Annotated in this window: 12 protein-coding genes and 1 tRNA gene; 6 read left to right on the top strand and 7 right to left on the bottom strand. The window is 63.6% G+C overall.

What is annotated here, in order from left to right; all coding sequences use genetic code 11:
• Positions 1-6: 6 nt before the first annotated feature.
• On the bottom strand, positions 7-1,155 hold the full coding sequence (locus tag HWE17_RS03880) for a poly(3-hydroxybutyrate) depolymerase (RefSeq protein WP_176387872.1): 1,149 nt from the start codon (positions 1,153-1,155) through the stop codon (positions 7-9).
• A gap of 181 nt (positions 1,156-1,336) precedes the next feature.
• Here HWE17_RS03880 and HWE17_RS03885 point away from each other — a divergent pair, with 181 nt between their 5' ends.
• Positions 1,337-1,930 carry a glutathione peroxidase gene (locus HWE17_RS03885; RefSeq protein ID WP_176387873.1) on the top strand — a complete coding sequence of 198 codons (594 nt, stop codon included), beginning with the start codon at positions 1,337-1,339 and terminating at the stop codon, positions 1,928-1,930.
• 115 nt (positions 1,931-2,045) lie between these two features.
• A complete protein-coding gene (locus tag HWE17_RS03890) occupies positions 2,046-2,408 on the top strand; it encodes a DUF1428 domain-containing protein (protein ID WP_035823520.1) in 363 nt (120 codons plus the stop codon).
• Here HWE17_RS03890 and pabB read toward each other — a convergent pair.
• The 3 genes from pabB to HWE17_RS03905 form a co-directional block, all read right to left on the bottom strand.
• Positions 2,401-4,239 carry an aminodeoxychorismate synthase component I gene (gene pabB, locus HWE17_RS03895; protein ID WP_176387874.1) on the bottom strand — a complete coding sequence of 613 codons (1,839 nt, stop codon included), beginning with the start codon at positions 4,237-4,239 and terminating at the stop codon, positions 2,401-2,403. The genes HWE17_RS03890 and pabB overlap by 8 nt on opposite strands.
• Positions 4,240-4,259: 20 nt before the next feature.
• Entirely contained in the window at positions 4,260-4,835 is a 576-nt protein-coding gene (slmA, locus tag HWE17_RS03900; protein ID WP_035823524.1) for a nucleoid occlusion factor SlmA, read from the bottom strand.
• A 102-nt stretch (positions 4,836-4,937) separates the two neighbouring features.
• Positions 4,938-5,672, bottom strand: a complete 735-nt coding sequence (locus HWE17_RS03905) for a pyrimidine 5'-nucleotidase (protein WP_176387875.1) — start codon at positions 5,670-5,672, stop codon at positions 4,938-4,940.
• 95 nt (positions 5,673-5,767) lie between these two features.
• Between HWE17_RS03905 and HWE17_RS03910 the strand changes: the two genes are divergently transcribed.
• Entirely contained in the window at positions 5,768-6,637 is an 870-nt protein-coding gene (locus HWE17_RS03910; protein WP_255206101.1) for a TraB/GumN family protein, read from the top strand.
• Between the two features lie 146 nt (positions 6,638-6,783).
• On the opposite strand, the gene HWE17_RS03915 is transcribed toward HWE17_RS03910, so the two are convergent.
• Positions 6,784-6,858: transfer RNA gene (locus HWE17_RS03915), tRNA-Thr, on the bottom strand.
• A gap of 65 nt (positions 6,859-6,923) precedes the next feature.
• Entirely contained in the window at positions 6,924-7,817 is an 894-nt protein-coding gene (gene argB / locus HWE17_RS03920) for an acetylglutamate kinase (protein ID WP_010393729.1), read from the bottom strand.
• A gap of 231 nt (positions 7,818-8,048) precedes the next feature.
• Between argB and HWE17_RS03925 the strand changes: the two genes are divergently transcribed.
• From HWE17_RS03925 to HWE17_RS03935, 3 genes are all read left to right on the top strand, one after another.
• Positions 8,049-8,246: a cysteine-rich CWC family protein gene (locus tag HWE17_RS03925; RefSeq protein ID WP_176387877.1), complete on the top strand. Its 198-nt coding sequence runs from the start codon at positions 8,049-8,051 to the stop codon at positions 8,244-8,246.
• A 95-nt stretch (positions 8,247-8,341) separates the two neighbouring features.
• On the top strand, positions 8,342-11,389 hold the full coding sequence (locus HWE17_RS03930) for a response regulator (RefSeq protein WP_176387878.1): 3,048 nt from the start codon (positions 8,342-8,344) through the stop codon (positions 11,387-11,389).
• 31 nt (positions 11,390-11,420) lie between these two features.
• Entirely contained in the window at positions 11,421-12,572 is a 1,152-nt protein-coding gene (locus tag HWE17_RS03935) for a two-component system response regulator (RefSeq protein WP_035823533.1), read from the top strand.
• Here HWE17_RS03935 and HWE17_RS03940 read toward each other — a convergent pair.
• The gene (locus HWE17_RS03940; RefSeq protein WP_255206102.1) at positions 12,565-13,803 is read right to left on the bottom strand and encodes a PHB depolymerase family esterase; all 1,239 of its coding nucleotides are present in this window, start codon (positions 13,801-13,803) and stop codon (positions 12,565-12,567) included. The two genes, HWE17_RS03935 and HWE17_RS03940, sit on opposite strands and share 8 nt — an antisense overlap.
• Between the last annotated feature and the right edge of the window lie 17 nt (positions 13,804-13,820).

Here is a 13,820-nt window from a genome sequence, read left to right on the forward strand (position 1 = left end):
CGTCTGTTATCGACGGCTGTTGCGAGCCGATGCTAACCGGTCCAGCATGCCCTTGACCGCTTCCATCTGCGTGCCGCTCTTGCGGTAGAAATCCGGGTCGATCGGATTGATGCTGGTGTAGCCCCAGAAATCCCAGCAGCCTTTCGGGTTGTACGGATAGACGGGGCTCGGTTCGGCCTGCGGGTACAGCACGATGATCTTGTTGGCGTCCGCCACCTGGTTGTAGCCGGTGCTCGTATAGAAACGGTCGCCGATCGCCTGCGTCGTTTGCAGGCAGCCGTGGAACACCACGTGCACGCGGCAGCTCTCGCTGTCGCAGGCTTTCGGGATGTAGGCGTAGCCCGTATTGTTCATGCTCGAGTAAGCGTTCTGGATGAAGCTGCGCTGATTGAAGGCGATCAGCTTGCCCGTCAGGGTGGTCGCCGACGGTTGCAGGTCCGGGTACAGGTGCTGCAGGATGTCGCGCGCCTGCGTGTAGTCGCAATCGTTGATGAAGGGCGATTCCGTCACGGCGCAAGGCTTGTCGGTGTTGCTGTCGGTCAGAATGGCGTGGCCCGCGCCTAGCGTGTCGACGAAGCGGATTTGCGCCGCCGGCGTGCCCGCCAGTTGATAGAATTTCCCCACCTGTTCCACCACCGGCCGTGTCACGGTCTGGTCTTTCGTTCCGCTGAACAGATACACGCGCTGGCGTTTCAGGTTGGCCGTGTCGTCGATGAGACGGGCGCGCGCAAAATCGTTCGCCGCGCGCAGCAATTCGCTGGCGACGGGCGGCGCCACCTGCGCGCTGCCGGGATTCATGCAGGTGGTCAGGGCATTCGTCAGGTAGGGGATGTAGGGGAAGCGGCCCGGCTGGCCCGAACAGAAATACGGGCCGCCTGCGATGATGCCGGCGCCGGCGACGGTGGCCGAGTAGGCGACGGCAAACTGCGCCGCCATGAAGCCGCCCGAGGACAGGCCGGACACCGTGGTCTGGCTCAGGTCAGCCTGGTAGCCGGGCAGGGCGGGCGCGTCCTTGGTCGCGGCGGGCTTGGCGGCTTTGACGGCTTTGACTGCCGTGGCGGCGTGTGCGCTTGCTGGCGCCAGGATGAACAGGCTGGCGGCCAGCACGGCGGTGGTTACTGTGGTCAGGTGCGCGGTCAGGTGCGGGAAGGGCATGGCGGCTCCAGAAGGCAAGGAAAGGGACAGGAAGGCCGAGCATAGGTAAAAAAACTGTGCGCTGGGCAAGTACTGCACCGTCGTTGATGTCGCTCAAGCAATTGTCGTTGTTGTGCGTCTTGTACGCACGCGCGGCGTTTGACATAGAATGGTTTTTTTCCGTTCAACCATGGTGCCCTTCATGTCCAAGACCCTTGCCCAGCTGTTTGCACTGATCACCCTTGCCGCCGGCGCCAGCCTGGCCATGCCGGCCCATGCCGCCGACACCGCGCCAGCTGCCGCCGCGCCAGCGGCCTGCCCCGCCATTCTGAAACAGACCTTCAACCGCCTGCAGGACGAGGCGCCGCAAAACCTGTGCCAGTACGCAGGCAAGGTCGTGCTGGTGGTCAACACGGCCAGTTATTGCGGTTTTACCAATCAATACGAAGGGCTGGAAGCGCTGTACGCGAAGTACGGCAGCAAGGGCCTGGTGGTGCTGGGCTTCCCATCGAACGATTTCGGCAAGCAGGAGCCCGGCAACAGCAAGGAAATCGCCGATTTCTGCTACAACACCTATGGCGTGAAGTTCCCCATGTTTTCGAAGTCGGTCGTCTCCGGCCCCGCGCCGAACCCGCTGTACGTGGACCTGATCAAGCAGACGGGCAAGACCCCGGCCTGGAATTTCCACAAATACCTGATCGACCGCCACGGCAAAGTGGTGGAAAGCTTCCCCAGCAAGGTGACGCCGGACGACAAGAAACTCGTTGGCGCGGTGGAAAAAGCGCTGGCGCTGTAAGTTGCCAACACACAAGCAGGCTTGATCGCCTGCTTTTTTTTCATGCCGCGCTTGTCGTCTTGCCATCATTGTCCTAAGCTGGTTGTTCACGTTTGTCACAACAAAGGAGAACATCATGGCGTATGTCGATGGATTTGTGGTGCCTGTACCGAAAGCCAAGCTCGATGCCTATCTGGCCATGTCGCGCAGTTGCGGCGCCGTCTGGCGAGAGTACGGCGCGCTGGAATTTCGCGAATGCGTGGGCGACGATGTCAAGCCGGGCAAGCTGACGTCGTTCCCGCAGGCGGTGGACTTGCAGGATGGCGAAGTAGTGGTGTTTTCCTGGATCGTATATGCGTCGCGCGCCAAGCGCGATGAAATCAACGACAAGGTCATGAAAGACCCGCGCCTGGCCGAGATGATGGATCCGGAAAAATTGCCGTTTGATGGCAAGCGGATGATCTACGGCGGCTATGAAATGCAGGTGGATATCAAATAACCAGCTTTGCGGGCATCGGCCCGCGCAGCGCATTGCACACAACAATGGCTTCGGCCCGTGCCAGCCTGGCGCGCGTGATGATGGTTTCCTGCGCATTCCAGGCGGGATCGGCCAGCATGGCCGCGCGCTGCACGCCGGGCAGCAGGCCGCAGGACAGGGGCGGTGTGTGCCAGCGGCCGTCCAGCTTCACGAAGACATTGCTGCGCCCGCCCTCGGTCAGCTCGCCCCGCTCGTTAAAGAACAGCATGTCGAAGCCGCCTTGTGCTTCGGCCGCGCGCCAGGCGGCGTCATAGCGCGCGCGCACGCTGCTCTTGTGGCGCAGGAAGAGGTCGCCGGCAGTCGTTGTGTCGGGTGCCAGCATGACGTTGACCGTGTCCGGCAAGGCGCTGAGGGTGCCGCTTTGCGTCGTCAACCGGCCATCCTGGCGCAGCGCCAGGCGCAGGCGAAACGACGCATCGTCGGTTCGCGCCGCGCAGGCCGTCTGCAGTGCCGCGCGGGCAGCGTTTGCATCCCAGGCAAAATTAAAATAGGCGCAGGAGGCGGCCAGGCGCGCCAGGTGGCGTTCCTGCTGGCGGCAACCGTCGGCACTGCTGGCATGCAGGGTCTCGAACAGTTCGAAGTCGTTCGTGAGGCCCGTGAGGAAGCGGGCCTTGAGCTGGCACTCCGCAAATTCCTCGTGCGGGTAGCTGTCGAGGACGATACCGGCGCCCACGCCCATCTCGCCGCGCCGGATGCCGTCAGGGCTAGCTGGCTGCAAGGCCAGGGTACGGATCGGCACGGACAGGCAAAAGTCGCCAACGGCATGCGCGGCGCCGGCGGCTGGCGGATCGAACCAGCCGATGGCGCCCGTGTAGATGCCGCGCGCGGCAGGTTCGAGTTCGGCGATGATTTCCATGGTGCGGCGTTTTGGCGCGCCCGTGATCGAGCCGCATGGATACAGGGCCTGGAAGATGTCGGCCAGGCTGGCGTCGGCGCGCAGGCGCGCCTGCACGGTGGAGGTCATTTGCAGCACGCTGCTGTAGCGCGTCACTTCGAACAGGGCCGGCACCTTGACGGAACCCGTGACGGCGATGCGGCCGATGTCGTTGCGCAGCAGGTCGACGATCATCAGGTTTTCCGCGCGGTTCTTCGGATCATGGGCCAGGGCGCTGGCGCGGCGCGCGTTTTCTGCCACCTGTTCGGCAGGGGCGGCCGGCGCCGTGCCTTTCATGGGGCGCGCCATCAACTCGCCCTGCGCATGGCGCACGAACAGCTCCGGCGACAGCGACAGCAGGGCGCCGCCATCGGGCAGCATCACCAGCGCGCCGTAGGGCACGGGCTGGCGCGCGCGCAGCCGCGCATACAGGGCCAAGGGCGAGCCGAAGGCGTCGAAGCGCAAGCGATACGTGTAGTTGACCTGATAGGTGTCGCCGGCCACGATGTAGTCGTGGATGCGGTGCAGTGCCTGCGTGAATTCGGCCTGATCCACGTTCGCGTGGATAGCGGCCACGCCGGCCGGCGCGGCGTCCGCGCTGACGCGCGCGTCCAGCCACTGCGCCACCTCGTCCTGCGACAGCTGCGTGCAATGGTCGAAGACGAGCACTTGCGCCAGCGGCGGCGCGTTGATGCCTGCCGCGCGCGGCGGCATGGCCAGCAAATGCGCGCCCAGCTCGTAGCTGCACACGCTGACGGCGTACTGGCCGCGTTGTAAAGCCTCTTGCAGCCCTGCGAGCAGGTCCGGCCACCGTTGCCCCTCGGTGCACTGCAAGACTGCCGCCAGGCCCGTGTACAGGCGCGAACCGGCGCCGGGCGTGCTGGCGTCGTCGAGCAGGGCGAAACAGTCGGTGTGCATGGGACAGCCGCGGCGGTGAATTACCCCAGCAGCATGGCGATTTGCAGCGCCGCTTCCTGGGATGGATTGATCTTGAAGCCGCTCTTGGCGTAGCGGTGCCAGCGTCCGATGACGAAGCCGACGATCAGGGTGGCGCGTGCCGCCACTTCGCTTTCCTTGCCATGGCCTTCGGCGGCGGCCACGCGCAAGGCCTGCTTGAGCGCCAGTTCCACGCGGTCGTAGAACTGGTTCATGCGCACTTGCAGGCGCTCGTCCTCATTGACCAGCGCATCGCCGATCAATACGCGCGTCATGCCCGGATTGCTGATGGCGAAATTGAGCAGCATGCCGATGATGTCGCGCGTCTGCGTCATGCCGTCGCTGTGTTTTTCCGCGATCTGGTTGATCAGGCCGAAGACGCTCGACTCGATGAATTCGATCAGCCCTTCGAACATTTGCGCCTTGCTGGCGAAATGGCGGTACAGGGCCGCTTCCGACACGGTCAGTCTGGCCGCCAGTGCGGCAGTGGTGATCTTTTCGCCTTTCGGCTGCTCCAGCATTGCGGCGAGGGCCTGAAGAATTTGTAGCCTGCGTTGGCCCGGCGGTGTGCTTGCCATATTTTCTCTTGTCGTTAAAAAAAATGCTGCCTTGATGGGGATATCCGTCACCGCCGCTAGCGGTGCGGCTTCCGGCGTCAACCGTAAGCCCAGGAGTCCCCTTCAACGCAGACGGTGAAGGCGGCGTGCCAAATGCCGGACAGATTTTACTTTGACATCGACGTAAGCGGGGCGATTTAACGCCTTGGGCAGCTTCGCCACGCCGATCGGATCGGCCATTTTCAGGTATTGCGTGACCCAGGCCGTGCGCAGGCCCAGTTTTTTCGCACCCTTCAGGTTGGCCAGGGTGTCTTCCACCAGGATGCAGCGGCCAGGGCGGATGTGGTGCTTGCGCATCAGTTTGCGCAGCATCAGGGTCGATGGCTTGGGCCGCAGCTGGCGGTGCACATGCATCGCTTCGATGGCGACGTGGTGTGAAAAATGCCGGCGCAAGCCCAGGTGGCGCATCACGTCGCTCGAATAGCGCAGCGGCGCGTTGGTGAGTAAAATTTTACGGCCAGGCAGGCGTTTCAGTAAAGCCCCCAGCCCCCGCTCGGCGCGTATCATCGCGCGCAAATCGTCGAACGCATGCGTCTCGTGCAAAAAATGCGCGGCCTGCACCTGGTGATGCTTGACCATGCCCAGCAAGGTGGCGCCATAGCGGCGCCAGTAGGCTGCGCGCGCCGCATTGACGATGGCGTCATCGGCCGGCGTGACGCCATCGCCCAGCACGCGGGCAATATACGTGTTCATATTGGCCGTGATGGTGGGGAAGATGGCGTGCGAGGCATTGTGCAGCGTGTTGTCGAGGTCAAACAGCCAGACCGGCGACGAGCGGTTAAGATGGGGCACAGGCACGGGAGTCTTTAGGCAAGATGATAAGCAGGATGAAAAATTCAACAATCAGGAAAACCATGCGACGCCAGATTATAGTGATGTTTTGCGGATTATTCTTGCTGCCGTTGCCGGCGGCCTTTGCCGAAGCGCCGCCCGTGGCGCAAAACCGCGGCGCCCTGTTCAAGGTGCAGGACGCCAGCCACACCCTGTATCTGTTCGGTACCATCCATGTCGGCGCGCCCGACTTTTATCCGCTCGAGCCGACCGTGACGCGGGCATTGGAAGGCGCCGGCGCGCTGGCGCTGGAGATCGATCCGGGCGCCGATCCGCGCAAGGCCATCAGCGCCGTGCTGAAATACGGCATGGAGGCGCCGGGCAGCAAAGTGCCGCCTGATTGCCGCCAGACCCTGGCGCCGCGTCTGGCGCCGCTGTTGCAAAAATACGGTATAGCGCCCGAAGCGGTGGCGCCGATGAAGCCGTGGATGCTGGCCAGCATGCTGGCCATCGGCGAATTTTCCACGCTTGGCTACCGCTCCGATCTGGCCGTCGACAATTATCTGTCGCAGCAAGCCAAGGCGCGCAAGATCCCCGTGCTGGAACTCGAATCGATGGAAGGCCAGATGGCGCTGTTCGGCGCCATGTCGCCGCTGGATCAATGCCGCTTCCTGGAAGACGGCGTGGCGTCGATCGAAGAGCAGGAACAAAGCCAGGAAGCGCGTGAGATCGCCAACGCCTGGCGCAACGCCGACGCGGCCGCCTTCGACAAGCTGGCCGCCAAGGCGGCAACACACCCCTCGTTCGCCGCGCAGTTCGTGCAAAAGGTGTTGTTAGATGGCCGCAACCCGGCCCTGGCCGACGGCATCGCCAACTTGCTTGCGCGCGAAAAGTCCAGCCTGGCCGCCATCGGCGTATTGCATCTGGTCGGAACGAAAAGCGTGCCGGAGCTATTGCGTCAGAAGGGCTTGAAGGTCGAGCGGGTGTATTAGCGATAGCGCTGGCTCAGCCGCGCAAAACACGCGGCAGAGTAGATGAAAAGTGTTCAGGGCAAGGCGCCGAGCCGAAGACAGTACGAATGTACGGCGAGGCGAGGCAACGCAGCCATGGACATTTTTCAGATACGGGGATAAATCGATGGTGCCCTTGACGTGGATCGAACACGTGGCCTCTCCCTTACCAAGGGAGTGCTCTACCACTGAGCTACAAGGGCAAATTAAAAGCGGCGCCAGGTGATCTGCGCCGCCAAACTACTCGCTGTGATGCATTGCGATTTTTTTAGTGCGAACGGATCATAGTACCAAAAGCCTGCTCGGTCAACACTTCCAGCAATAATGAGTGTTCGATGCGGCCGTCGATGATGTGCACCGTGTTCACGCCGGACTTGGCGGCGTCAAGCGCGGACGAGATCTTCGGCAGCATGCCGCCCGAGATCGTGCCATCGGCGAACATCTCGTCGATTTCACGCGCCGACAGGTCGGTCACCAGGTTGCCCTGCTTGTCCTGGACGCCGGCGATGTTGGTCATCATGATCAGCTTTTCCGCTTTCAGGATTTCCGCGATCTTGCCCGCCACGACATCGGCGTTGATGTTGTAGGCCTGGCCATCCTGGCCGAAACCGATCGGCGAAATGATGGGGATGAAGGCGTCGTCCTGCAGCGCCTTGACGACGGCCGGGTTGATCGCGTCGATCTCGCCGACAAAACCGATGTCGAGGAATTCGCCCGGATGTTCGCGGTCCGGCATCTGCATCTTGCGCGCGCGGATCAAGCCGCCATCCTTGCCCGTCAGGCCCACGGCCTGGCCGCCGTAATGGTTGATCAGCATGACGATATCCTGCTGCACTTCGCCGCCCAGCACCCACTCCACCACTTCCATGGTTTCTTCATCGGTGATGCGCATGCCTTGCACGAAAGTGCCTTGCTTGCCGATTTTTTTCAGCGCGTTGTCGATCTGCGGTCCGCCGCCGTGCACCACGACCGGGTTCATGCCGACCAGCTTGAGCAGGATGACGTCGCGCGCGAAGCCGTGCTTCAGGCGTTCGTCCGTCATGGCATTGCCACCGTATTTGATGACGATGGTCTTGCCGTGGAAATTGCGGATGTAGGGGAGGGCCTCGGCCAGAATCTGCGCCTTGATTTGCGGCGACACCGCCGTCAAGTCGTCATTCATGTCCAGGTTCAAGTTAGCTAGTTGATTCATGGCGAGTCCGGAAAATAGATTTGTGCGATTTTACAGGGAAGAAGAAAATCCTGGAGGCATTATAGGGCGATCTTGTTGTATTTTCCCTGATGATCCTATAGTCTGGCCCGATATGCCCCCCAGCCAGCCCTTTTACTGCCAGTTACATCTGCGTCGCCTCCCGGCGCGGCATGACACACACTTGCCAATTCACACACAGCCATGAGCCAGTGCAGCCTGTGCGGCGCCACTTTCCAGTGTGGCCAGCTTGACCCGGACGCCAAGGAGCCCTGCTGGTGCGTGGCCCTGCCGCCGGCCGTTCCCGTGCCCGGCAGCGCCGCCGTGGGCTGCTGGTGCCCCGCCTGCCTGCAAGCCCATATCGCCAGCTTGACGCGCCCGGCAGCAATGCCGGCCAAATAAGCGCATCGGCACGCTTTTTCCTTTGCAAAAGACCTTGCATTTTGTAGGGGAATACGGTCAGACTTCGATTTTCAAGAATTTCTTATAGGAAAGTTATGCGCTTCAGGGATATCAGTATCGGCGTGCGCATCAATGCCGGTTATGCCATGTTGATCGTGCTGATGCTGGTCGTCATCGTCCTGTCCGGCAGCCGCATTTATGCCATCCGCGCCGAGACCGACGATATCCTGCAGCGCGACTGGGTCGCCGCCAAGGCCACCAGCAAGATCCACGGGCTGGCGCGCGAGGCGGCCACGCGCATCGGCAACCTGCCGAACCAGCACGAGCTGGCGCTGCGCCAGGCGAACCAGGCGCGCCTGGAAGCGATCAAGCAAGGCATCGATGAGCAGGTGCGCATCCTCGACGGCCTCGATGCACGGCCCGAGGAACGGCGCCTGCTGGAACAGATGCACCTGGCGCGCGCCGACTATTATGTTTCGCTCAAGGCGATGTTCGAACTGGTCGAGCGCGGCGAGGATGCCCGCGCCGAGCAGGCCATACAGACGCAGACCTTGCCGGTGCTGGAAAAAGTGCTGCTGTACGTGGGCCAGCTCGACGACCTGCAGCAGCAGCTGATCCGCGACAGCGCGGCCAGGATACGCAACGACATCGGCACCTCGCTGCTGCTGATGGGCGGCATCGGCCTGGCGGCCTTGCTGACGGGCCTGGCCTTTGCCTGGTCGGCGCGCTCGATCACGCGTCCGCTGGGCGAGGCGGTGGCGATCGCCACGCGCGTGGCCAATGGCGACCTCAGTTCCGTCATCGAAGTGACGTCGCGCGACGAGACGGGCGAATTGCTGCAGGCGCTCAAGGACATGAGCACCAGCCTCGCCGTCGAGCAGGACCTGCGCCACGCCGTCGAAGTGGCCGAGGATGCGACCAAGATGAAGTCGGACTTCCTGGCGAATATGTCGCATGAAATTCGCACGCCGATGAACGGCATCATCGGCATGACCCACCTGGCGCTGCAGACGGAACTGACGTCGACCCAGCGCAACTACCTGGAGAAGGTGGAATCGGCGTCGAAGAACCTGCTGGCCATCATCGACGACATCCTCGATTTCTCGAAGATCGAAGCGGGCAAGATGGCCTTTGAAAAAGTCGATTTCTTCCTCGAGGACGTGCTGGCGCAGATCGCCGACCTGTCCGTGATGCGCGCCCAGGACAAGGGGCTGGAACTGCTGTTCGACATCGCCCCCGACGTGCCGAACGCCTTGCAGGGCGACCCGCTGCGCCTGGGCCAGGTGCTGATCAACCTGACCAACAACGCCATCAAATTTACGGAGAAGGGCGAGATCGTCGTCACCATCCGCCTGCAGCAGCTGGAAGAACATGCGGCTGTCTTGCGCGTGGACGTGCGCGACACGGGCATAGGCCTCACGCCGCCCCAGCGCAGCAAATTGTTCCAGGCCTTCACCCAGGCCGACACGTCCACCACGCGCCACCATGGCGGCACGGGCCTGGGGCTGACCATCAGCAAGCGCCTGGTGGAAATGATGGAAGGCGAGATCGACCTGGTCAGCGAAGCGGGCGTGGGCAGCACCTTTTTCTTCACGGCCCGCTTCGGCCTGGCTGCCGTGCCGCGCGATAATTTGCTATTGCCACAGCAATTCCATGGCCTGCGCGTGCTGGTGGTCGACGACAACCCCAGTGCGCGTGAAATCTTCGTCAGCATGCTGACGGCGCTCGGTTTCGAGGCGCGCGCCGTGCTTGGCGGCGCGCTGGCCATCGGCGCCGTGGCGCAGGCGCGCGCCGAGGGACGCCCGTACGGGCTGGTGCTGATGGACTGGAAAATGCCGGGCATGAGCGGCCTCGATACCCTGGCCGGCATCCGCGCCGATGCCGCCGGCATCGATGCGACGCCGGCCTGCATCATGGTCACGGCCTTCCATCGCGAAGCGCTGCTGGAAGCGGCGCGCCAGCGCGACTTGCCGCTCGACGGCGTCTTGAACAAGCCGGTCAGCGCCTCAACCCTGCTCGACCAGATTGCGTTCGTGTTTGGCGGCGTGACGGGGCAGAGCCGCAAGACGCAGCGCCAGAGCAGCTACCGCGACGATGAGCGCGCCCTGCGCGGCGCCTGGCTGCTGCTGGTTGAGGATAATGAAGTGAACCAGGAAGTGGCGCAGCACATTCTCAACGACGCCGGCATCCGCGTCGACATCGCCAGCAATGGCGCCATCGCCCTGGCGAAGATCGAGGAAAACGCCTATGACGGTGTGCTGATGGATTGCCAGATGCCGGTGATGGATGGCTACCAGGCGACGCGCAAGCTGCGCCAGGACCCGCGTTATTCGAATTTGCCCGTGATCGCCATGACGGCCAATGCCATGGTGGGCGACAAGGAAAAATGCCTGGACGCCGGCATGAACGATTTCATCGCCAAGCCCATCGACGTGGCGCAGCTGTTCGGCACCCTGGCGCGCTGGATCGCGCCGGCCACGCCGCAGGAAGTTGCGGCGGTGGTGGCGCAGCCGGAAGCGGAGCTGCCCGTGATCGCCGGCCTGAAAATGGCGGAGGCCATGCGCCGCGTGGGCGGCAATGCCGCTTTGATGCGAAAATTGCTGGAGCGTTTTGTGGAAACCCAGTTCGACGCGATGCAGCGCATCGTTGCCGCCATCGAGAACAACCAGCTGGAAACGGCGATCCGCGAAGCGCATACCCTGAAGGGCCTGGCCGGCAATATCGGCGCCGGCGGCCTGGCCGACAGCGCCGCGCGGGTCGAGCACTTGCTCAGCCTGGGCTCGCACGACGGCTTGCCGCAGGCGCTGGCCGCCTGCACCCTGGCGCTCGACGAGCTGGTGCCGAAGATCGTGCTGGCGATGCAGTCGCGCGGCAATGCGGCCGAGGCGGGCGGCGCGGCGGTGGCGCACGTGGCGCCGGTGGACCGGGCGCAGCTGGAAGCGGGCTTGCGCGAGCTGTCGCAGCTGCTGCAGCAGGACGATGCGCAGGCCGTCAAGCACCTCGACGGCATCGGCCCCGTGCTGGTCGCGGCCGGGCAGGCGGAACACGCGCGCCAGTTGAAGCGCATGCTGGGACAATACGATTTCGAAGGTGCGCTGGCGCAGCTGGGCGAGGTGGCCGATGCGCTGGAGCTGACACTGTGACAAGGATAACTATGCAGAGCGAAGGACGGGCATGAGAGCGCCGGCAAGCAAGCCAACCATCCTGGTGGTCGACGACACGCCAGACAATATCGACCTGCTGCGCGCGGTGCTGGAAGACGATTACCGCACCAAGATCGCCGTGAACGGCGAGCGGGCCCTGAAGATCGCCGCCGGCAGCGACCAGCCCGACCTGATCCTGCTCGACATCATGATGCCGGGCATGAGCGGCTACGACGTGTGCCGCGCGCTGAAGGCCGATCCCGCCACGGCCGGCATTCCCGTGATTTTTGTCACGGCCATGAGTGAAGTGGCGGACGAGCAGCTGGGCCTGGCCCTGGGCGCCGTCGATTACATCACCAAGCCGATTTCAGCGCCCATCGTACTGGCGCGCATCAGGACGCAGCTGGCGATGAAGCAGATGCAGGATTTTTTGCGCGACCAGAATCATTACCTGGAAACGGAAGTGGAGCGCCGGGTGCAGGAAGTGGCGGCGCTGCAGGACGTCACGATTCACGCCATGGCGTCGCTGGCCGAGACGCGCGACAGCGAGACGGGCAACCATATCCGCCGCACCTCGCATTACCTGAAGGCGCTGGCCGAGAAGGTGCGGGGCTTGCCGCGTTTCCGCGATTTTTTGACGGACAAGAATATCGAACTGCTGTTCAAGACGGCGCCGCTGCACGACATCGGCAAGGTGGGTATCCCCGACCATATCCTGCTCAAGCCGGGACGTTTCGAACCGCATGAAATGGCCATCATGAAGACGCACACCACCTTGGGGCGCGACGCCATCCTGGCGGCCGAGCACGAGCTGGGCATCGAAGTCGATTTCCTCAAGTACGCGAAAGAGATCGCCTACAGCCACCATGAAAAGTGGGATGGCAGCGGCTACCCGCAAGGCCTGGCCGGCGAAGCCATCCCGATTTCGGCGCGCCTGATGGCGCTGGCCGACGTGTACGACGCCCTGATCAGCCGTCGCATCTACAAGCAGGGCATGGACCATGCGCAGGCCGTGCGGATCATCGTCGAAGGACGCGGCTCGCATTTCGACGCCGAGATCGTCGACGCCTTTTTGCAGATCCAGGACCAGTTCATCGCCATCTCCCACCGCTATGCGGACGGCGTGTGCGAGATCGCCGACAAGCAGCGCCAGATCGCGCCCTACACCGAGAACCTCAGCTGACAGTCTTGAAGAAGCGCAGCATCTCGCGGCTGGCGTCCGGCCCTTTGCCGTCCGTATAGCTGCCGTTATGGCTGCCGCCGGACCAGGCATGGCCGGCGCCGTGGATGACCCAGTGCTCGCCCAGTGGCGAACCATCGGCCTGGCTGTGCGTGGTACGCGTGTAGCGGTGGCCGTTCGGCACGCTGCCGTCGATGGATGCGGCCTTGGCCGCCTTGCCGCCCGCCTGGCTGCGCACGCCCTGGGCGATCAGTTCATCGCCATTGCGCGGGTTGACGGTGGTGTCGCGGTCGCCGTGAAAAACGATGATGGGCACGCCGCTGGCCGGCGCCTTGCGCTGGGCATTGGGCATGGCGCCGCCCTTCATGGCGGCCAGCGCCGACGGCAAGTCCTGCGCCGAGGCGAAGGGCAGGCCAGAATGCACGCCGACGGCGGCAAACAGATCCGGGTACAAGGTGCCGACGATGACGGCCATGGCGCCGCCCGCCGACAGGCCGGCGACGAACACTTCGCGTTCATTCACAGGATATTCGTCGATCACTTGGCGGGCGATGCCAGCGATCAGCGACGGCTCGCCCTGGTCGCGCTGCTGGTCGATGGCGTTGAACCAGTTCCAGCAGCGCGAACTGTTGGCGCCCTGCGTTTGCGCCGGGTAGACGACAAAACACTCCTTTTCTTCGGCCAGCGCATTCATCTGCGTGCCGGCGGCGAAATCGTCGGGATTTTGCGTACAGCCGTGCAGCATGACGATCAGCGGCATGGCCTGGCCGTGGTAGCTGCTGGGGATATACAGCTTGTAGGAGCGCGTGCCCGCATGGTTGCGGTACACGCCGTCGATGAATTGGGCGCCGGCCGGCACATCGACCGGCGTGGCGGCGGGCGTATTGAAGCCGGGCGGGTGGAAATTCGGCAGCTCGAAGCTGGGCATGTCGAAGCTGTGCTGGCCCAGGCCGGCCGGCACGCCCAGGCGCGCCATGAAATCCTGCGCGAAGTCCTGCGCCGCCTGCGCGGGCGTGGGTGGTACGGCGTCAGCTTGCGGCGGCTCGGCCCGGGCCTGCGCCGGTGCCGGATTGATATCACGCATGGGCGGCGCTTGCGTGGCTGCCGCCTGCGGCGCCAGGCCGGCGGCGGACAGCGCCTGCTGGATTGCTTCGGTGGCGGCGGCGGGACCGCTGCCCATCAGATTACGGGTTGCGGCGCGCATCTGCGCCAGCATGTTGACAGGTAGTTTCATGACCATCCTTAACGGTG

The organism is Janthinobacterium sp. BJB401, from assembly GCF_013372745.1.
Taxonomy (GTDB): domain Bacteria; phylum Pseudomonadota; class Gammaproteobacteria; order Burkholderiales; family Burkholderiaceae_D; genus Janthinobacterium; species Janthinobacterium rivuli.

What these genes read in the sequence shown, in the direction of transcription:
- HWE17_RS03885 (WP_176387873.1), top strand. Translation starts at nt 1,337, where the DNA reads ATGTCCAAGACCCTTGCCCAGCTGTTTGCACTGATCACCCTTGCCGCC.
- pabB (WP_176387874.1), bottom strand. Translation starts at nt 4,239, where the DNA reads ATGCACACCGACTGTTTCGCCCTGCTCGACGACGCCAGCACGCCCGGC.
- HWE17_RS03880 (WP_176387872.1), bottom strand. Translation starts at nt 1,155, where the DNA reads ATGCCCTTCCCGCACCTGACCGCGCACCTGACCACAGTAACCACCGCC.
- HWE17_RS03935 (WP_035823533.1), top strand. Translation starts at nt 11,421, where the DNA reads ATGAGAGCGCCGGCAAGCAAGCCAACCATCCTGGTGGTCGACGACACG.
- HWE17_RS03930 (WP_176387878.1), top strand. Translation starts at nt 8,342, where the DNA reads ATGCGCTTCAGGGATATCAGTATCGGCGTGCGCATCAATGCCGGTTAT.
- HWE17_RS03940 (WP_255206102.1), bottom strand. Translation starts at nt 13,803, where the DNA reads ATGAAACTACCTGTCAACATGCTGGCGCAGATGCGCGCCGCAACCCGT.
- argB (WP_010393729.1), bottom strand. Translation starts at nt 7,817, where the DNA reads ATGAATGACGACTTGACGGCGGTGTCGCCGCAAATCAAGGCGCAGATT.
- slmA (WP_035823524.1), bottom strand. Translation starts at nt 4,835, where the DNA reads ATGGCAAGCACACCGCCGGGCCAACGCAGGCTACAAATTCTTCAGGCC.
- HWE17_RS03925 (WP_176387877.1), top strand. Translation starts at nt 8,049, where the DNA reads ATGAGCCAGTGCAGCCTGTGCGGCGCCACTTTCCAGTGTGGCCAGCTT.
- HWE17_RS03890 (WP_035823520.1), top strand. Translation starts at nt 2,046, where the DNA reads ATGGCGTATGTCGATGGATTTGTGGTGCCTGTACCGAAAGCCAAGCTC.